Genomic DNA, 18,015 nt, shown 5'->3' with positions numbered 1-18,015 from the left:
GATGCCTCCGCAGTACGTTCCGACACCACCTCACCATGCCCCGTAGTTCGGCGGCGGTCACGCGGGGAAGCATCTCCGGCATGAGGATCCCGGGGAGATCTGCCGCCGTACTCGCCGCACTCGTCTCGGCCGCCGCACTCGCCGCGCTCAGCGGCTGCACCGTGCAGCACGCCGACGCCGACGGCAAGCACCACCTGCCGGTGCGCATCGAGCTGCCGTCCAGCCACGCTCCCACCGCCACCCGGTCGGCCGAGTCCGGCGGGACGGTGGGGTCCGGCGGGCGGGCCGCCCCGACCCCCGCCGCCAGACCCGCCCGGCCCGCGCCCCGGGTGCTGTGGTCGCGCGGCGACAGCGGTACGGGCGTGCGTGAACTGCAGGCACGGCTGCGCCAGGCCGACTGGCTGCTCGACGGGCCGACCGGGACGTACGACGATCTGACCGAGCGGGCCGTCAGCGGCTTCCAGGGCAAGCGCGGGCTGCCGCGGACCGGCGAGCTGGACACCGTCACCTGGCGGCGGCTGCTGGGCATGACCCACCGGCCCGGCAAGTGGGAGCTGTACCTGATGGGCGGTCAGCCGGCCGACGCGCCCGACCCGCGCTGTCTGACCGGGCGGGTGCTGTGCGTCAGCAAGACCAGCCGGACCCTGCGCTGGATGGTCGACGGGCGCACGCTCGAGACGATGTCGGTCCGCTTCGGCAGCCAGTACACGCCGACCCGCGAGGGCGTGTTCCACGTCTACTGGAAGTCACGGCACCATGTGTCGACGCTCTATGACTCCCCCATGCCGTACGCGCTGTTCTTCAGCGGCGGCCAGGCGGTGCACTACTCGTACGACTTCGCGGCCCGGGGCTACGCGGGCGGCTCGCACGGATGCGTCAACGTACGGGACGAGGCGGCGATCGCCGCGCTGTTCGCTCAGGTGCGGGTGGGCGACAAGGTCGTCGTCCACTGGTGAGGGATTCGGGGCGCGGGCGGGACCGGGGGAACGTGTCCCGCCCGCGCCATATGCACGAGCCGTAGGTACGGGGGGAACCCCGGCTCAGTGCGACGGCCGATGACCAGTCGGCTCACTCATTACTGCGTCGGGAGGGCCAGAAACGTCACACCTCTCGCGAAAAAATTTCGCGCTCGATAAATCCGCAGGTCACAGTCGTGAATGCAGCCGAGGGCGAGCGGTCAGAGGGCGGAGTACGTGGGGCTCGGCGAGGGAACCGGAGCGGCGCTGCGCCGGCCGGGGGCCAGGTGTGTGCGGTCTGACGGGAAGGGGGACGCCGCCGCGCCCCGGTGCCGGCGGCCGTGATGACCGCGCCCTCGGCCGTCCTCGTCGCCGCCCTGGCCGTTCTCGTCACCCTTGCCCTTGCCGCCCTTGCCCTTGCCGCCCTTCTCGCCCTTGCCCGAGTCGTCGCCCGATTCGTCGCCGGCGTTGTCGTCGCCGCCGGTGGGGGGCCGGCCCGTCAGGACGGCGTCGCAGTACTTGCCGACCCGCGCGGCACCGCCCGCCAGGCCCTCCAGGGCCCGCTTGCGGCTGTTGCCCAAATCCTTGCCGTCCCGGATGTCACGGCAGGCCGCGGTGGCGTCCCGCCACCAGCTTCCGGCGGTCCCGCCGGACGCCCCGGGGCCGGGCGTGCCGCCCTTGTCGGTGCCGGTGGTGGCCCCGCCCGAGGGGGCACCGCCGGCTGACGCGCCCGGGCCGCCGCCGGGGGTGCCGGTGCCGTTGCCGGGGCTCTGCGGGACCTGCGCGGAGGGTGAGACGCGCGGCCGTCCGTGCGTCTCGCCCGCGGAGACGGAGGCGGCGGGAGCCGGGCGGTCCTCGTGGAACGGGATGGGCAGCACACCGCTGCCGGCGGCCATGGCGACCCCGCCGAGCGTGCCGGCGGCCATGGCCGCGGCGAGCGTCAGGCGGACCGGCCGGGCCCAGCGCGGGCGGCGCGAGCGCCTTCCGGAACGGGCCGGGGCACCGATGCGGACCAGGCCCACGCCGGTGCCGGCCGCGAGGGACGCGGCTCCCCTGCCGGGGGCACCGTCGCCGAAGGCGGCGGCGGTACGCTCGGCTTCGGCCGCCTCGCGGGTCTTGCGGAACGCGGCCAGCGCGGCCTCCTCGCCCCGCAGTTCACCACTGGCGTCGGCCGCCGGGACGGAGAGCGCGCTCAGCGCTTCGGCGAGCCGTTCGGCCTGGTCACGGACCGCGGGGTCGAGGGATGCCGGTGACTCGCCGCGCAGCAGACGTTCCGCCGTTTCCCTGGTGAGCCACTCGCCAGGGGCCCGGGGGTCTTCCCCCGGAGAAACACAGCGCTCGTCGGCCATCACATGTCCTTCTGCGTCCGCGGACGCGTATGCGTCACAGTGGCGGACGTCACCGCGCGGCCACGCGGTTCTCGCTGGGGGGGCAGCGCGTCGAGCACTCCCGCCGATTCCGGATCGCCGCCGAGCAGCTCCGCGAGCCGTTTCAGCCCCCGGTGCGCGGCGGTGCGCACGGCGCCCGCGCGTTTGCCGAGCGTCTCGGCCGCGGACTTGGCGTCGAGGCCCATCACCACCCGCAGCACGACCGCTTCGGCCTGGTCCTGCGGGAGCCGCGCGATGAGCGAGAGGGTGCCGTCGGTGGCCAGGGCCTCGATGGCCTCACCGGCCGTGTCGGAGTCGGCGGCCCTGCCGGCCAGTTCCGTTTCGTCGCCGCCGATGGCGGGGCGGCGGCCGCGCATCCGTATGTGATCCAGCGCGCGGTTGCGGGCGATCCGGGCGGCCCAGCCGCGGAAGCGGTCGGCGTCGCCGCTGAACCGGTCGAGGTCCCGGGCGATCTGGAGCCATGCCTCGGACGCGACGTCCTCCGCGTCCGGATCGCCGACCAGCGTGCGTACGTAACCCAGCAGTCTCGGCTGCACCGCGCGGTACACCGTCCGGAACGCGGTCTCGTCCCCGTCCTGTGCCGCACGTACCGCGGCGGTCAGCTCCGCGTCGTCCCCCAGCACCGCACTCCCTTTACGCCCATGTCTTCGGTCCGGCGCGAAAGGCACGTTACGGCGAGAAACCCGCCCACGTCCATGTCTGTAGAAGATGCAACTAACTCGTGACACGTCGGGGCGCGACGGGGTGTGACAGAAACCGCACTCTTGGCGCTGAAGAAGGTACGGGCCGCCGCGCGGCCCGTGAAGCGCGACGGCCGGGGCCTCTCCTGTGGGGGGTGGCGGCCCCGGCCGTTGCCCTGGCCCCGGGCTTCCGCCCGGGCGGGCGTCACTTCTTCTCGTCGGCCTTCTTGAGGCCGGCCGCCTTCTGGTCCGAACTGCCCCTGTTGCGCCCCTTGTCGTCCGAGCCGTCGCCCGTGCCGTTGTCAGGGTGGCTCGGCTGCGCGGGTGACGCCGCCCGCCCGGGGCGCGCGGTCAGCGCCGCGCAGTAACCGGCGACGTCGTCCTCACCGCCCGCGGCGAGGACGAGCCGTTGCCGGGCCGTCGAGTCCAGCGCCTTGCCCCGGCCCCGCACCTGCTCGTAGGCGCGGCAGTGCGCGCGCAGGTCCTGGGCGGTGGCGGGGTGGTGCGGACGAGCCGACGGGACCGCGGACGCGGTGCCGGCCTGCCCGGCGGCCTGCTGCCGTGGTGCGGTGCTCGCCGGCGGCCTGCGGCGCGGGCCGGTGCCGCCGTCGTCGTGCCCGGAGAGGCCGGGGGAACCCATCGCCGCGAAGGCGACGCCGCCCAGCGTGAGGCTCGCGAGGAACACGGAGAGCGTGGTCCGCACCGAGAGCCTCGCGCGGCGCGGCCGCCCCGGCCGCCAGTCGTCCCGGCGGCGGGTCCGCGCCGGCCGCTGCCCGGAGTCCCGGGCGGTGCGGAAGGCGGCCACGGCGCGCCGCTCGGCCTCGGGGTCGACGCCGTCCATGCCGTCCCCGCGGAGCGCGGCGGCGATGCGGGCCTCGAACCCGTTGTCCGGACCGGCCGGCGCCGAGCCCAGGACGGTACCGCCGGGGTGCCCGCGCCGGCGGGCGGGCAGCCCCTCGCCGCTCAGCCGTTCACCCATCCCTGTTCCCGTCCCTGGTCCGGCCCGCCGGATCGCCGGATCGCCCGGGGAGCCTCGTGCCACTGCGTCTGCTGATTCCGCTGCTGATGCCGCTTCTGCCTTACCTGTACGGCCGCAGGCCGTCGCCGTTCATTTCGACTCCCCCAGCGTCCGGGGGCCGCCATCCGTCACACCCTCGTCCGCCGCGCCCGGCCCGCCGAGCTGACGGGCGAGCCGTTTGAGCCCGCGGTACGCGGCGGTGCGGACCGCTCCGGGGCGCTTGCCGAGGACCCGCGCCACGGAGGGGCCGTCGAGGCCGACGACCACCCGGAGCAGGACGGCCTCGGCCTGGTCGCGGGGCAGGGCGCGGACCAGTTCGAGGGCCCGCTGGGTGGAGATGGACTCCAGCGCCTGGTCGTGCGTGCTGTGCGGTCCGGGCAGTTCCAGGACGTCCTGTTCGGGCACCGCCGCCGCCCGGGGCCGTACCCGCTGTCTGCGCAGGTGGTCCAGTGCCCGGTGGCGGGCGATGGTCGCGGTCCAGCCGCGGAACCCGGCGCCGTCGCCCTTGAACCGTCCGAGGTCGCGGGCGATCTCCAGCCAGGCGTCGGAGGCCACGTCCTCCGCGTCCTCGCCGACCAGACCGCGCAGGTAGCCCAGCAAGCCCGGTTGCACCATCCGGTACGCCGCCGCGAACGCCGCCTCGTCCCCGTCCTGGGCCCGCGCGACGGCAGCGCCCAGTTCCCCGTCGTACGCCTGTACGCGGCGGGGTTCGCCTCGCTGGCCCAAGAACCGTCCTCGTCCGTACCGGGCACGGGCCGTCCCCGAGCCCCAAGGTCATCAGCGCCGCAGCTCACGGATTTGTCACAGCCTCACGGCGCCTTCACTGAAAGCCCGTCAGGCGGCCACCCCGCGCACCCGGCCGCGCAGGGTCAGGCAGAAGGTCTGCAGGGGCTCCTCGGGGCCGCCTGCCTAGAAGCGGTTGACGACCTTGCCGAGCGGGTTCCACACCCGGCCGCTCGCGCGTCGCGCCCGGCTCGCGGAGGGGGTCAGTGCGTCGGCGGGACGGGATCGACGCAGTACACGAGCACCGCGCGGTGTGCCGTGTCGACGTGGAACGAACCGGTGTAGCGCCCCTGGGTGACGGACCGGTCCAGCCGGTCGCTGCGCCGCCATCGGGCGTCACCGGGAAGGAGGTTCACGATCTCGTCGGGCAGCCCCTGCGGAGCCTGCGCGACCGGGTTCGCCCCCAGGTCCTCGACGATCCCGCGGAAGGCCGCGGGCGCGAGTTCGACGACACCGACGAGCCGCACGTCCGTAGGCCCGGGCACGCGTCCGTCGCCGGCGTTCAGCACCACACCACACCAGCGCACCCGCTCCGGCGTCCCGAAGACGGGGAAGCGCTTCTCGATCGGCGCCGGGTCGGACCGTACGGAACACCGGCCCTGTTCGTCCGCGCCGTCGTCCGGCGAGGCGCACGAGGTGAGCGGGGCGAGCGAGGCGAAGACCGCGAGCCCCGCGGCGAGTACGCGTATGTGTCCCACTGCCGACCGCCCGATCCGCACGTCGATGCCCGGCCCTGATGTCGCCGGGTGCCCGGGCGGCCGTCCAGGGCCGACCGTATCGCGAGCGGCCGTTCGGTGGCCGGGGCCGGACCCGACGGCCGGGGGCGGGTGACGTTCGGTGGCGTACGGGCGCTGAACAGGTGTCACCTGTGTGGCAGGTGATGTCACCGTGTTCATTCTCTAGGGGTGGGGCAGTTGAGTCCTCGCAGGACCCATGCGTACAGACCGCTCAGTCTCAAGCGGCGGGCGTGGCTGACGCTCGGCGCCGTGGTACTGGGCGGTGCCGGGGCCGTCACCTACGCGGTCGCGGACCCGGGTGCGCACAACGACGGCAAGGGTGCGGGCCGCAGGGCCTCCGTGCACACAGTGAAGCTGGCGGACCAGGGCGGGGGCCGCCGCGGGCTGGGCAAGCGGGACACCGAGCGGTTCAGCGCCGCGCTGCTCACCTGGGACAACGAGTGGGCCGGGCTCAAGGGCACACCGGAGCTCCGCTACCGCTCGCGGGAGACCGGGAAGTGGTCGGACTGGGCGAGGCTGCCCGACGACCCGTTCTCCGCCGACGGCGCCGAGGGCGCGCGGGCCGAGGCGCGCGGCGGCACGGGGTCCATGTGGACGGGCGACGCGGACGGCGTCGCGGTCCGGGTGGTCGACGCCGACGGCACCACGACGTCCGGGCTCCCGGCCGGGATGGACGTCAAGCTGCTCGACCCGGGCACGGACCCGGCGGGCAGCCCGCAGCCGGCCGCGTTCGCCGCGGACACCACGTCACCGGCGCCGTCCGACCCGTCGTCACCCACGGACTCACCGGCGCCCAGTGACTCCGCGTCGGCCCCGGACACGTCGTCCCCGTCTCCCTCGGTGTCCGACTCCACCGGCGCGTCCGCCTCGCCGTCGGTGTCCGACTCGGTCTCCCCGTCCCCGTCGAGCACCGTCCCGGAGCCGCGGACCTCCACGGTCGTCAAGCCGCCGGTCGTCACGCAGGCCGAGTGGGGCGCCTCCACGGACTACGACGGCACGCCGAGCTTCGGCACGGAGATCAAGGCCGCCGTCATCCACCACACCGGTGTCGACAGCGACAACACGGTGTCCTGCGCCGACTCGCGGGCCCGGATGCGCACGATCCAGCAGGAGCACTTCTCCCGCGGCTACTTCGACATCGGCTACAACTTCGTCGTCGACCGCTGCGGCCAGATCTTCGAAGGCCGCAGCGGCGGCATGGACCTGCCGGTGGTGGGTGCGCACGACATCGGGTTCAACACGAACACGGTCGGCATCTCCTACATCGGCAACTACATGTCGGCGAAGCCGTCCCGGGCCGCGCTCGACTCGATCGCCCGGATCGTGGCGTGGAAGTTCGGGATGTACGGCATCGACCCGACCGGCAAGGTCACGCTGACCTCCGGCAGCCCCAAGGGCCAGGACGGCAACCTGATCGACAAGGGCCAGGACATCACCCTGCCGCGGGTCTTCGGGCACCGTGACACCAACGGCACCGCCTGCCCCGGCGACAACCTGTACAGCAAGCTGTCCCTGATCGCCGCGCTGGCGAAGACCCCGGGCATCTCGCACGCGCTGCCGACCTCCGACCGCGACCGGGACGGTCTGGCCGACCTGGTGGCCGGCACCCCGAAGGCGAACTCGGTGACGGTGGTGCCGGGCGGGGTGGACGGTCCGGTCTCCGCGAAGAAGCTCACCCTCACCCAGAGCAGCCCGGGCGTCCCCGGCTCCTCCGAGTCCGGTGACGGCTTCGGCGCCGCCACCGCCTGGGGCGACGTCAACGGTGACGGCTACGCCGACCTCGCGATCGGCGCGCCCGGCGAGGACGACACCACCGGCCACGCCGACCGGGGCGCGGTCACCGTGATGTACGGGCCCGGCCTCGACTCGGGCTTCTCGTACGCCACGGCGGGCAGCGTCACGTCGGCCGGCGCCAAGCTCGGCTCCACCGTCGCGATCGGCGACTTCAACGCCGACGGCAGGGCGGACGTCTTCTCGGCGGGTACCGGCACGGGCGGCAACTGGAACGTCCGGCTGACCGGCGGCGCCACCACCTCCGGCTCGCTGACCACCGCCACCGGCTCCGTCGCCTACCTGGACGCCGCGACCGGCGACTTCAACCGGGACGGATACGCCGACGTCGCCCTCAACTACCGGGACGGCGGGGGCATCGGCCGTGTCGTGCGCTTCGCGGGCTCGGCGACGGGCCTGACGAAGGCGGGCGTCATCTCGGTCAAGGGCGGCCGGTCGATCGCCGCGGCCGACGTGAACGGCAACGGCTACGACGACATCGTCATCGGCCAGCCGTACACGAGCGAGTCCGGGGGCAGGTCGGGCGGCCAGGTCACCCTGGTGCCGGGCTCCTCGGGCGGCTTCACCACCACCGGCATGGTCACCGTCCACCAGGACACCACGGGCGTCCCCGGCGGCAACGAGTCCGGTGACGCGATGGGCGCCTCCGTCTCGGCCGGCGACTACAACGGCGACGGCTACCCGGACGTCCTGACCGGCCTGCCCGGCGAGGACGTCACGCGCGACGGCGTCAACCAGGCCGAGGCGGGCTCGGCGCTCCTCATCAAGGGCGGCGCCTCGGGCCTCACCGGCTCCGGCGCGGTCGCGGTCTCGCAGGACACCTCGGGTGTGCCGGGCAACACCGAGAGCGGTGACAAGGCCGGCTCGTCGGTGTCCCTGACCGACCTGTCCGGGTACGGGCGCGCCGACCCGACGCTCGGCGTGGCGGGCGAGGACAGCGGCAACGGCATCCTGATGTACCTGCCGAGCAACAGCTCGGGCCTCGGCTACACCCGGACGCTCGTGCTGAGCAGGACGATCCTCGGCACCCCGGCGGGCGCCGGGCTGGGCGTGACGCTGACGCCGTAACACCCGTGCGGCGCGCCGGCCGGGATTCCGCCACGCGGCGGGTCCCGGCCGGTGCGCGTCCGGGGCCGCTCCGTTACGCCGCGCGCCGGTGTCAGTCGGCCGGCCCGCTCGCGGCGTCCCGGCACAACAGGCGCAGGGAGCCGTGGCCGGCGTAGGCGCGGCGGGCCTCGTCGATGGGGTCCCACAGGCGGCCGTCGGGCGTGCGGATCCAGTGCTCGCCGCCGGACGACCACCACTCGGCGCCGGTCCGGCGGACGACCACCTCGCCGGCGTAGGCGCCGAAGCCGCGCAACGCGTGCTCGACCGCCGCGTACGGCGGCCCCTCGCGGCGTATGCCGTCGATCATCCGGTCCACCCGCCACAGGCTCTGCACCGAGTAGTCGAGCCTGAGCCGCGCGCCCTCGCGCATGGCCGCCACCGTGTCCGCGGCCCAGCGTGCGGGCTTGGCCGCGGCATGCGGCCGGGTCTCCTGCTGTGCTGTCACGTAGTGCGCTGTCACATAGGGAAAAGCGGTCCGCGCGGGGCATCCGTCACACGGATCCGGCCGGTTTCCGCGACCCGGCGCAGGACCGCCCCACCGTCACCGCAGGACGGACACAGGACTCGCCCAGCAGCGAGGTTTGGAATCCGCCGGTCCGGTATCGGGCGGTTTCGACGGGGGCGGGGGCCCGCCCGTCCGGTGCGGGCCGGTTCAGCCGCGGCCGCGGGCCCGGCGGGACACCACGGCGCTCAGCACCCGGCGGCCCTCCACCGACACGTCCAGGGCCCGGCGCAGGCCGTTCGTGCCGTGCTCGGCCAGGAGTTCCAGGACGACGGTCTGGCGGCGCAGTTCGGCGGCGACGAGCGGGGGCAGGTCCTCGGCGTCACCGGTGCGGCCGGCCTCCACGGCGCCGGTGTCGTCCGTGCCGTCGGCGGCGGGGTCGAGGAGCCGGTGGATGCGCAGGGAGGCGACCGAGCAGGCGTCCGCCCAGGCCCGTACCGCCTCGGGGGTGCGCTCGGCCGGGGCCTCGTCCAGCATGCGGTGGGCGAGCCGCGCGGCCTCGTCCTCGTCGGAGTCCTCCGGGCCGAGCGCGCCGCGCGCCTTCTCCAGGCCGCCGGCCCAGTCCGAGCCCTCGGCGACGCTCGCCCACAGCGGGCGGAGCACCTCGTCATCACCGCCCAGCAGGGGCACGCACCGGTCCAAACAAGCCAGCCCGCTCACGGCCAGCCCCCGTTCGCCGGCTTGCGCGATCAGTTCCACCAGGCTCATGGAAGCCTCCCTCGCCAGGGCGCCGCCTTTACGGAGCCCGCACTTCCCCTTACTGCGTGCAACGGGCCGAGGGTGTCACAGCCGAAGCTTTTCAGCCAAGAGCCGGGACGAAGACGGGACCGGCGAGGGCCCTGTCCCGCTGCATGCGGGTCAGCTTGAGGACGACCAGCACGGCGAGGACGGCGGCCGCTGCGTCGAGGGCGTCGGCGACCAGCATCTGGCGGAGGGCGCTCCGCCAGCCCACCACCCCTCGGGCCGTGTCGTGCCGCCACTCCGCCGCCCGGTCGGCGAAGAGCGCGACGATCCACAGGGTCCACCAGGAGTTGACCAGACCGTGGCCGGGCCGGTCGGCCCAGGACGCGCTGGCGTCCCAGACGTCGAGGGTGACGCGGCGGGGGAACCACAGGTTCACGACCGGGCAGAACCAGCCCCAGATCGCCCAGCCGCGCGCCCTGGTGTGCCTGGAGGGGTCGAAGACCTCCGCGTTGACCCGCACGCGGTGGAACCAGCACAGGAACACGACCGCCGTCGCGAGCAGCGTGAGGGCCTGGGCGATGCCGGACAGGTCGTACAGGAGCTCGGCCCGCTCGCCGCGGCGGATCGCGGCGTCGTCGTTGATGCCGTTGAGGATCTCGCCGGCGACGTGGATCTGCTGCACGCCGGCCCACATGGCGAACAGGTCGGCGGCGACGACCAGCCAGAGCAGGGCGACGGTGGCCCGGCCCAGGCCCAGCGGTGAGCGCAGGCGCGCTGCGGACATGATCAAGACCCCCGTGTCCCCGTGTGATGCGGCACCCGGAAGATATCCTGCCCGGCGGCCGCTCAGCCCAGCCGGTCGGCCAGCGCCTTGAACTCGGCCCAGGACAGCGCCGGCTTCCCCGGGTCCCACAGCTTCTGCACGGTGGCCCGCAGCGGCATCCGGATGCCGGCGGCGACCTGCGCCTCGGTCTGGGCGCCCGGGATGTCGCTCCACACGGCGAACGAGCCGCCGGGGATCTGCCCGTCGTAGCTCGACGGGACGGCGGTGGTGCCGCGCAGCACGCGCGGGTTCCACTGCTCGTAGATCCGCTGCCCGGTCGGGTAGACGAAGGTCTGCGGCTGGCCGAGGACGTAGTACATGAACTCGTCGTTGTAGTTGAGGACCTTGCGGCCGTCGCGCAGGTACTCCACCGGTTGCCGGGCGCCGATCTCCTTGCCGGTCCAGTAGGCGACCTGGAGGTCCCCCGCGGGCCGCACGGTGGTGTTCCGGAAGAAGCCGTCGTTCCAGGCCCGCATGGTCCGGTGGTGGGCGCGGACGGTGGCGGCGCGATCGTTGAGCCAGCCGGTGGCGAGGTCGGCGACGGTCGCGCCGGAGCCGTACTTGCGCCGGGCGGCGGCCGCGAGCTGCGGGTAGGAGGCCTGCGGGTCCGACACCGTCAGCGCCTGGTACTCGTCACCGCCGAGGTGCCACTGGTTGCCCGGGAAGACCCCGGCGTACTCGTTCAGCAGGTCGTCGACGATCTTCGCGGAGCCGTCCTTGGAGATGTCGATCGCACCCCGCGTGGCCACCCCGTTGGCATTGCGGAGCTGCAGGTCGGGGTGGGCGGCGATGACGGCGCCGAGGTGGCCCGGTGAGTCGATCTCGGGCACCACGGTGATGTGGCGGCTCTTCGCCAGGTCCACGATCCGCTTGACCTGAGCCTTGGTCAGGTGGTCCTTGGAGACGATCTCGGGATGGCTGCTGGACTCGATCCGGAAGGCCTGGTCGTCGGAGAAGTGCAGTCCGAGCTCGTTGTACTTCAGGTCGCCCAGTTCGCGTATCCGGTCCTCGATCCAGGACGCGCTGTACGGCTTGCGGGCTATGTCCAGGTTGAAGCCGCGCACCGGCTTGGCGGGCTGGTCGCGCACGACGCCCTCCGGTGCCGTACCGCCGCCGTGGACCTCCTGCTTGAGGGTGCGGGTGCCGTAGAACACGCCGCTCTCGGCCGGCCCGCTGATGTCGACCCGGCCGTCGCGGACGGTCATGGTGTACGACTCCGGGTTGCCGCCGCGCTTGCCCAGCGTGAGCCGGACGTCCCCGGCCCGCTTGTCGTTCTTCTCGCCGGCGTACGTCAGCCCCAGCTCACCGGCCGTCAGCCGGCCCTCGTCGGCCAGCGACGGATCGCTCACCACCACCCGCTCGCCCTTCTTCGGGCGCCAGCCGGGGCCGTGCGCCGCGGTGTGGGAGCTGACCGCCGGTATGGTGCGCGGCGCCCGGGAGAGCGGATACGAGCGGCTGGGCGACGGACTGCTCGGCGCCCGGCCCGACGGGGCCTGCGCCACGTCCTCGGCCGGTCTTCCGCCGCTGTCCGCCGAGGCCCACATGCCGACGCCCACACCGAGCGCGACGGTTCCCGCGAAAGCCGCGGCCACCACCGCCCGCTTCCGCCTCACCTGCTGCGCCGACGCCCGGCGCCTGTGCTGGGTCACCCAGCCAACGTACGACCGATCGGCCCGTCATCCGCCATCGAGGTGTTCCGAAACTCTTCCGTACGGGTGAAATTCAGATACCCGTCGGACACACTGTGACCACTCTCGATAACGTAGCGACACAGCCTTCACAAGATCCCCTGCCACACCACCCGTGACGCGAGGACCCACGCTGCCTGCGCACCGTCTCCCGTACCTCCCTACACCGCTGGACGCCTTCAACGCCGCCCCCGCCGCCGAGGCGGGTGCGATGCTGCTGCGCTGCCTGCGCAATCCGCGCTGGTCCGGGCGCATCGCCGAACACCGCCCCTACCCCGACCTGGATGCCCTGCTGGCGGCGGCGGACGAGGCGACGTACGACCTGCCCGCGGCCGATCTCGCCCGGGCCCTGGCGGGCGAGCCGCTGCCCGAGCTGCCGGAGGACACCTACCAGGCGGCGCACATGGCGCTGAGCGCGGCACACGCGGCCTACGAGGCGAAATTCGGGCACACGTTCGTCATCTATCTGGGCGACACCCCGGCGTACGAGGTCATCGACCGCATCCTCGAGGGCATCCGGTCACGATTGGCGAACGATCCGGAGGAGGAGCGGGTCATGGCGGCGGAGGAGCTGCGGCGCCTGGCGAGGTACCGGCTCGCAGCGTTCCTGGCGGGCCCGGCACCCCACAGCCCGGCGGGCCCGCCGAGCGGCGCGACCAGCCACAACACGCCCGCTTCCGGGATATGACCGCACGCACCACCCGAATGCCGCACCCCTAGCCCGTCCGGTGCCACTTTGATCACACAAGTAGGCCCCCCGTAAGCCTCGCCGCGCCGCATGGATACGATGCTGAGGGCCGGTGGACCGTACCCGGCCGGGCCCGACCGACCGTGAAGCCGGCGCGGCCCTAGTCCCCGCTCCCGGAGGGTTCTTCCGTGCCGGCTGGAACGCTGTACCGCGGACGGGAAGGAATGTGGTCCTGGGTGGCTCACCGAGTCACCGGCGTCCTCATCTTCTTCTTCCTGTTCGTGCATGTGCTGGACACCGCACTCGTCCGTGTCTCCCCCGAGGCCTACGACAAGGTCGTGGCGACCTACAAGACGCCGATCGTCGCGCTGCTGGAATACGGCCTCGTCGCCGCCATCCTCTTCCACGCGCTCAACGGCCTGCGCGTCATCGCCGTCGACTTCTGGTCGAAGGGCCCGCGCTACCAGAAGCAGATGTTCTGGACCGTGATGGGCGTCTGGATCGTCCTGATGATCGGCGCGCTCTACCCGGTCCTCGGCCACGCCGTTCGTGCCCTGTTCGGGAGCTGACACTCATGTCCACGACTGAAACCCCCGCGTCCGGAGTCGGCCCCGTCGAGGGCGCCCCGGTGTACTCCGCCGACAACCCGGCCCCGCTGATCGAGGCGCCGCGCAGGCGGACCAAGAAGAGCCCCAAGTCCACCCGGGGCAACTTCGAGCTGGCCGCCTGGCTGTTCATGCGCCTGTCCGGCATCGTGCTGGTCGTCCTGGTCATCGGCCACCTGCTGATCCAGCTCGTCCTGGACGGCGGCGTCTCCAAGATCGGCTTCGCCTTCGTGGCCGGCCGCTGGGCGTCCCCGTTCTGGCAGGTCTGGGACCTGCTGATGCTGTGGCTCGCGATGCTGCACGGCGCCAACGGCCTGCGCACGGTCATCAACGACTACGCCGAGCGCCCGAACACCCGGCTGTGGCTGAAGGCTCTGCTCTACACCGCCACGGTGTTCACCATCCTGCTCGGCACGCTGGTGATCTTCACCTTCGACCCGAACATCCGCTAGGCACGGGGCTGCGAGAATCATGAAGATCCACAAGTACGACACAGTCATCGTCGGCGCCGGCGGCGCCGGCATGCGCGCGGCCATCGAGTCGACGAAGCGCAGCCGCACCGCGGTCCTCACCAAGCTCTACCCCACCCGCTCCCACACGGGCGCCGCGCAGGGCGGCATGGCCGCCGCGCTGGCCAACGTGGAGGAGGACAACTGGGAGTGGCACACCTTCGACACGGTCAAGGGCGGTGACTACCTGGTCGACCAGGACGCCGCGGAGATCCTGGCGAAGGAGGCCATCGACGCCGTCCTCGACCTGGAGAAGATGGGCCTGCCGTTCAACCGGACGCCCGAGGGGACGATCGACCAGCGCCGCTTCGGCGGTCACTCCCGCAACCACGGCGAGGCCCCGGTCCGCCGGTCCTGCTACGCCGCGGACCGCACCGGCCACATGATCCTCCAGACGCTGTACCAGAACTGCGTCAAGGAGGGCGTGGAGTTCTTCAACGAGTTCTACGTCCTGGACCAGCTCATCACCGAGGTCGAAGGCGTCAAGAAGTCGGCCGGCGTGGTGGCGTACGAGCTGGCGACCGGCGAGATCCACATCTTCCAGGCGAAGGCCGTGATCTACGCCTCCGGCGGCACCGGCAAGTTCTTCCGGGTGACCTCCAACGCGCACACCCTCACCGGTGACGGCCAGGCCGCCGTCTACCGCCGGGGCCTGCCGCTGGAGGACATGGAGTTCTTCCAGTTCCACCCGACCGGCATCTGGCGCATGGGCATCCTCCTCACCGAGGGTGCGCGCGGCGAGGGCGGCATCCTCCGCAACAAGGACGGCGAGCGCTTCATGGAGAAGTACGCGCCGGTCATGAAGGACCTCGCGTCCCGTGACGTCGTCTCCCGCTCCATCTACACGGAGATCCGTGAGGGCCGCGGCTGCGGTCCCGAGGGCGACCACGTCTACCTGGACCTCACCCACCTGCCGCCGGAGCAGCTCGACGCCAAGCTCCCGGACATCACCGAGTTCGCGCGGACGTACCTCGGCATCGAGCCCTACACGGACCCGATCCCGATCCAGCCGACCGCGCACTACGCCATGGGCGGCATCCCGACGAACGTCGAGGGCGAGGTCCTGGCGGACAACACCACTGTCGTCCCGGGCCTCTACGCGGCCGGCGAGGTGGCCTGCGTGTCGGTGCACGGCGCCAACCGCCTGGGCACCAACTCGCTGCTGGACATCAACGTGTTCGGCCGCCGCGCGGGCATCGCCGCCGCCGAGTACTCCGCCAAGGTCGACTTCGTCGAGCTGCCGGAGAACCCGGAGTCGCTCGTCGTCGAGCAGATCGAGCGGCTGCGCAACTCCACCGGAAACGAGCGGGTGGCCACCATCCGTCGTGAGCTGCAGGAGACCATGGACGCCAACGTCATGGTGTTCCGCACCGAGCAGACGATCAAGACGGCCGTCGAGAAGATCGCCGAGCTGCGCGAGCGCTACAACAACGTGGCGATCCAGGACAAGGGCAAGCGGTTCAACACGGACCTCCTCGAGGCGATCGAGCTGGGCAACCTGCTCGAGCTGGCCGAGGTCATGGCGGTCTCGGCGCTCGCCCGCAAGGAGTCCCGCGGCGGTCACTACCGCGAGGACTACCCGAACCGCGACGACGTCAACTTCATGCGGCACACCATGGCGTACCGCGAGGTCGGCGCCGACGGCTCGGAAACCGTCCGTCTCGACTACAAGCCGGTCGTCCAGACCCGCTACCAGCCGATGGAGCGTAAGTACTGATGGCTACCCCTGTTCTGGACAAGGCGGACGCGGCCGGCCAGCCCGAGCCCGGCTTCGCCGACTCCCCCTACATCACCGTCACCTTCCGGATCCGCCGCTTCAACCCGGAGGTCTCGGCGGAGGCGACCTGGGAAGACTTCCAGCTGGAGATCGACCCCAAGGAGCGCGTCCTCGACGGTCTGCACAAGATCAAGTGGGACATCGACGGCACCCTGACCTTCCGCCGTTCCTGCGCCCACGGCATCTGCGGCTCCGACGCCATGCGGATCAACGGCAAGAACCGCCTGGCGTGCAAGACGCTGATCAAGGACATCAACCCCGAGAAGCCGATCACGGTCGAGCCCATCAAGGGCCTCACGGTCCTGAAGGACCTGGTCGTGGACATGGAGCCGTTCTTCCAGGCGTACCGGGACGTCATGCCCTTCCTCGTCACGAAGGACACGAACGAGCCCACGCGCGAGCGTCTGCAGTCCGCCGAGGACCGCGAGCGCTTCGACGACACCACGAAGTGCATCCTCTGCGCCGCGTGCACGTCGTCCTGCCCGGTGTTCTGGAACGACGGCCAGTACTTCGGCCCGGCCGCGATCGTGAACGCCCACCGCTTCATCTTCGACAGCCGTGACGAGGCGGGCGAGCAGCGCCTGGAGATCCTCAACGACCGCGACGGCGTGTGGCGCTGCCGTACGACCTTCAACTGCACGGACGCCTGCCCGCGCGGTATCGAGGTCACCAAGGCGATCCAGGAGGTCAAGCGCGCGCTGATCACGCGCCGCTACTGAGGTCGTCCGAAGTACCCCTCCGAGGGCCCCGTTCCCACTGGGAACGGGGCCCTCGGGCGTGAGGGAGAAGGAGCCCCGCCGGATCCGCTCCGGTGGGGCTTCTCGCGTATGGTCGGGTTTGAGCCTTAATGTGACGACATGTCAGACAAAGGGTCGTACGAACTGCTCGGGTTCGACAACGCGCTGTTTCCCGTCGGCGACCTCGGCGAGGCCGTCGGCTTCTACGAACGGGCCGGGTTCACCGTCGGGTTCCGGCTCGACGAGGCGGGCATCGCCCAGCTGAAGGTCGGGGGCGAGATGCCCGGGATCCTGTTGCGCGCCGATGAGGCGCTGGGGCACCGGCCGCCGCCGTGGCCCTCGCCGCGGCTGTGGCTCGAGGTGCCGGACGCGCGGGCCGCGGCACGGGAGCTGGCCGCCGCCGGGATCGTGCCGCTCGACGAGCCGTTCCCTGGCGCCACCGGCTGGACCGTCGAGATCGCCGACCCGTGGGGGAACGTCCTCGGGTTCACCGACTACAGCAAGCGCCCGGAGCTGGGCCGCCGGAGCTGACGCGCGGAGCCGGCGCGATCCGTCGCACCCATTGAGTTGAACATGTTCAAAAGCAGGTCTAGAGTCATCCCTGTCAGCGTTTTGAACGCGTTCAAGAAGGGGTGGGGCATGGACCGCACCGTCATCGCCTACGTCATCTACCTGGTGGTCAGCATCGCGCTGACCGTCTGGGTGGCCCGCACGCTCAGCCGCAACGGCCGGGTCTTCCTCTCCGACGTGCTGCGCGGCAACGAGAAGCTCGCCGACGCCGTCAACCACCTCCTGGTGGTGGGCTTCTACCTGGTCAACCTCGGCTTCGTGGCGCTGTACCTGCACGACAGCGGCGACATAGACGACACCCGGGGCATCTTCGAGGCCCTGTCGGCCAAGCTCGGCGTGGTGCTGCTGGTGCTCGGCGTGATGCACCTGGGCAACGTGTACGTGCTCAACAAGATCCGGCGGCGCGGGCTGATGGAGCAGGAGCAGCAGCCCCCGGTCTCCCCGCAGGCCTGGATCCCGCCGACGGCCGGGGTGTGAGCGCGGTGACCTCCGCGTGGGACCGGGGCGCCGCATCCGTCCCGGTCCGCGGGCTCACCGTCCTCTACGACGCCGAGTGCGCCCTGTGCACGCACCTGCGCGACTGGCTCGTACGGCAGCCGAAGCTGGTGCCGCTGGAGCTGGTCCCGGCCGGCTCGGACGAGGCCCGCCGGCGCTACCCGGGGCTCGACCACGCAGCCACCCTTGAGGAGGTCACCGTGATCGGCGACTCCGGGCAGGTCTACCAGGCCTCCCGCGCCTGGATCGTCGTCCTGTGGGCGCTGCGCGAACACCGCCCGCTCGCCCACCGGCTGAGCACCCCGGCCGGGGCCAGGCTGGCCCGGGGCGCGGTGCTGGCGGCCGCCAAGTGGCGGGGCGCGCAGTGGGGCGGCCAGGCGTACCCGCGGGCCGACGGTTGGTCGTACGACCCGCGCGCGGGCTGGACCCACAACCCGGCGACCTGTGCCGGCGGCGCCTGCGCCACTGGTTAGGCTC

The 18,015-nt window shown here is 72.4% G+C and carries 19 protein-coding genes; 10 read left to right on the top strand and 9 right to left on the bottom strand.

Annotation, left to right across the window (positions count from 1 at the left end):
- Nucleotides 1-80 precede the first annotated feature (80 nt).
- Nucleotides 81-956, top strand: coding sequence for a L,D-transpeptidase family protein (locus tag ACZ6B1_RS10060; RefSeq protein WP_468776628.1), 876 nt, complete (start codon nucleotides 81-83; stop codon nucleotides 954-956).
- A 221-nt stretch (nucleotides 957-1,177) separates the two neighbouring features.
- Here ACZ6B1_RS10060 and ACZ6B1_RS10055 read toward each other — a convergent pair whose 3' ends face one another.
- From ACZ6B1_RS10055 to ACZ6B1_RS10035, 5 genes are all read right to left on the bottom strand, one after another.
- Nucleotides 1,178-2,305, bottom strand: a complete 1,128-nt coding sequence (locus ACZ6B1_RS10055; protein ID WP_468776625.1) for a hypothetical protein — start codon at nucleotides 2,303-2,305, stop codon at nucleotides 1,178-1,180.
- A complete protein-coding gene (locus ACZ6B1_RS10050; protein ID WP_468776624.1) occupies nucleotides 2,305-2,967 on the bottom strand; it encodes an RNA polymerase sigma factor in 663 nt (220 codons plus the stop codon). Before ACZ6B1_RS10050 ends, ACZ6B1_RS10055 begins: the two co-directional genes overlap by 1 nt.
- A gap of 262 nt (nucleotides 2,968-3,229) precedes the next feature.
- A complete protein-coding gene (locus ACZ6B1_RS10045; RefSeq protein WP_468776622.1) occupies nucleotides 3,230-4,003 on the bottom strand; it encodes a hypothetical protein in 774 nt (257 codons plus the stop codon).
- A gap of 129 nt (nucleotides 4,004-4,132) precedes the next feature.
- A complete protein-coding gene (locus ACZ6B1_RS10040; RefSeq protein WP_468776621.1) occupies nucleotides 4,133-4,768 on the bottom strand; it encodes an RNA polymerase sigma factor in 636 nt (211 codons plus the stop codon).
- A 260-nt stretch (nucleotides 4,769-5,028) separates the two neighbouring features.
- Complete coding sequence (locus tag ACZ6B1_RS10035; RefSeq protein ID WP_468776619.1) at nucleotides 5,029-5,523, bottom strand: hypothetical protein; 495 nt, start codon at nucleotides 5,521-5,523, stop codon at nucleotides 5,029-5,031.
- Nucleotides 5,524-5,739: 216 nt separating this feature from the next.
- On the opposite strand from ACZ6B1_RS10035, the gene ACZ6B1_RS10030 reads away from it, so the two are divergent.
- Nucleotides 5,740-8,421 (top strand): FG-GAP-like repeat-containing protein, encoded by a 2,682-nt coding sequence (locus tag ACZ6B1_RS10030; RefSeq protein WP_468776617.1) that lies wholly within the window; start codon nucleotides 5,740-5,742, stop codon nucleotides 8,419-8,421.
- A gap of 91 nt (nucleotides 8,422-8,512) precedes the next feature.
- Here ACZ6B1_RS10030 and ACZ6B1_RS10025 read toward each other — a convergent pair whose 3' ends face one another.
- The 4 genes from ACZ6B1_RS10025 to ACZ6B1_RS10010 form a co-directional block, all read right to left on the bottom strand.
- Complete coding sequence (locus ACZ6B1_RS10025; protein ID WP_468776614.1) at nucleotides 8,513-8,905, bottom strand: hypothetical protein; 393 nt, start codon at nucleotides 8,903-8,905, stop codon at nucleotides 8,513-8,515.
- A 207-nt stretch (nucleotides 8,906-9,112) separates the two neighbouring features.
- Nucleotides 9,113-9,670, bottom strand: coding sequence for a hypothetical protein (locus ACZ6B1_RS10020; protein WP_468776612.1), 558 nt, complete (start codon nucleotides 9,668-9,670; stop codon nucleotides 9,113-9,115).
- A 91-nt stretch (nucleotides 9,671-9,761) separates the two neighbouring features.
- Nucleotides 9,762-10,430 (bottom strand): DUF4328 domain-containing protein, encoded by a 669-nt coding sequence (locus tag ACZ6B1_RS10015; protein ID WP_468776609.1) that lies wholly within the window; start codon nucleotides 10,428-10,430, stop codon nucleotides 9,762-9,764.
- A 62-nt stretch (nucleotides 10,431-10,492) separates the two neighbouring features.
- On the bottom strand, nucleotides 10,493-12,013 hold the full coding sequence (locus ACZ6B1_RS10010) for a beta-N-acetylhexosaminidase (protein ID WP_468777466.1): 1,521 nt from the start codon (nucleotides 12,011-12,013) through the stop codon (nucleotides 10,493-10,495).
- A 259-nt stretch (nucleotides 12,014-12,272) separates the two neighbouring features.
- Between ACZ6B1_RS10010 and ACZ6B1_RS10005 the strand changes: the two genes are divergently transcribed.
- From ACZ6B1_RS10005 to ACZ6B1_RS09970, 8 genes are all read left to right on the top strand, one after another.
- The gene (locus tag ACZ6B1_RS10005) at nucleotides 12,273-12,845 is read left to right on the top strand and encodes a 2-oxo-4-hydroxy-4-carboxy-5-ureidoimidazoline decarboxylase (RefSeq protein ID WP_468776607.1); all 573 of its coding nucleotides are present in this window, start codon (nucleotides 12,273-12,275) and stop codon (nucleotides 12,843-12,845) included.
- Between the two features lie 188 nt (nucleotides 12,846-13,033).
- Complete coding sequence (gene sdhC / locus ACZ6B1_RS10000) at nucleotides 13,034-13,414, top strand: succinate dehydrogenase, cytochrome b556 subunit (protein ID WP_358937993.1); 381 nt, start codon at nucleotides 13,034-13,036, stop codon at nucleotides 13,412-13,414.
- Between the two features lie 5 nt (nucleotides 13,415-13,419).
- Nucleotides 13,420-13,902, top strand: a complete 483-nt coding sequence (locus ACZ6B1_RS09995) for a succinate dehydrogenase hydrophobic membrane anchor subunit (RefSeq protein ID WP_392292043.1) — start codon at nucleotides 13,420-13,422, stop codon at nucleotides 13,900-13,902.
- 19 nt (nucleotides 13,903-13,921) lie between these two features.
- The gene (gene sdhA / locus ACZ6B1_RS09990) at nucleotides 13,922-15,676 is read left to right on the top strand and encodes a succinate dehydrogenase flavoprotein subunit (RefSeq protein ID WP_468776605.1); all 1,755 of its coding nucleotides are present in this window, start codon (nucleotides 13,922-13,924) and stop codon (nucleotides 15,674-15,676) included.
- Nucleotides 15,676-16,455, top strand: coding sequence for a succinate dehydrogenase iron-sulfur subunit (locus tag ACZ6B1_RS09985; protein WP_359545208.1), 780 nt, complete (start codon nucleotides 15,676-15,678; stop codon nucleotides 16,453-16,455). Before sdhA ends, ACZ6B1_RS09985 begins: the two co-directional genes overlap by 1 nt.
- Before the next feature lie 138 nt (nucleotides 16,456-16,593).
- The gene (locus ACZ6B1_RS09980) at nucleotides 16,594-17,004 is read left to right on the top strand and encodes a VOC family protein (RefSeq protein WP_468776602.1); all 411 of its coding nucleotides are present in this window, start codon (nucleotides 16,594-16,596) and stop codon (nucleotides 17,002-17,004) included.
- Nucleotides 17,005-17,112: 108 nt separating this feature from the next.
- Complete coding sequence (locus ACZ6B1_RS09975) at nucleotides 17,113-17,520, top strand: hypothetical protein (RefSeq protein ID WP_468776599.1); 408 nt, start codon at nucleotides 17,113-17,115, stop codon at nucleotides 17,518-17,520.
- Nucleotides 17,521-17,525: 5 nt separating this feature from the next.
- A complete protein-coding gene (locus ACZ6B1_RS09970; RefSeq protein WP_468776597.1) occupies nucleotides 17,526-18,011 on the top strand; it encodes a thiol-disulfide oxidoreductase DCC family protein in 486 nt (161 codons plus the stop codon).
- The last annotated feature ends 4 nt before the right edge of the window (nucleotides 18,012-18,015 follow it).

This window comes from Streptomyces sp. NPDC041129 (assembly GCF_055592265.1).
Note: the sequence above shows the minus strand (reverse complement) of the source record. Positions and strands in the feature narration are given on the sequence as shown.

Coding starts and splice junctions, on each gene's coding strand:
- ACZ6B1_RS10060 (WP_468776628.1), top strand. CDS start 81: ATGAGGATCCCGGGGAGATCTGCCGCCGTACTCGCCGCACTCGTCTCG.
- ACZ6B1_RS10055 (WP_468776625.1), bottom strand. CDS start 2,305: ATGGCCGACGAGCGCTGTGTTTCTCCGGGGGAAGACCCCCGGGCCCCT.
- ACZ6B1_RS10045 (WP_468776622.1), bottom strand. CDS start 4,003: ATGGGTGAACGGCTGAGCGGCGAGGGGCTGCCCGCCCGCCGGCGCGGG.
- ACZ6B1_RS10020 (WP_468776612.1), bottom strand. CDS start 9,670: ATGAGCCTGGTGGAACTGATCGCGCAAGCCGGCGAACGGGGGCTGGCC.
- ACZ6B1_RS10015 (WP_468776609.1), bottom strand. CDS start 10,430: ATGTCCGCAGCGCGCCTGCGCTCACCGCTGGGCCTGGGCCGGGCCACC.
- ACZ6B1_RS10010 (WP_468777466.1), bottom strand. CDS start 12,013: ATGTGGGCCTCGGCGGACAGCGGCGGAAGACCGGCCGAGGACGTGGCG.
- ACZ6B1_RS09995 (WP_392292043.1), top strand. CDS start 13,420: ATGTCCACGACTGAAACCCCCGCGTCCGGAGTCGGCCCCGTCGAGGGC.
- sdhA (WP_468776605.1), top strand. CDS start 13,922: ATGAAGATCCACAAGTACGACACAGTCATCGTCGGCGCCGGCGGCGCC.
- ACZ6B1_RS09985 (WP_359545208.1), top strand. CDS start 15,676: ATGGCTACCCCTGTTCTGGACAAGGCGGACGCGGCCGGCCAGCCCGAG.
- ACZ6B1_RS09980 (WP_468776602.1), top strand. CDS start 16,594: ATGTCAGACAAAGGGTCGTACGAACTGCTCGGGTTCGACAACGCGCTG.
- ACZ6B1_RS09975 (WP_468776599.1), top strand. CDS start 17,113: ATGGACCGCACCGTCATCGCCTACGTCATCTACCTGGTGGTCAGCATC.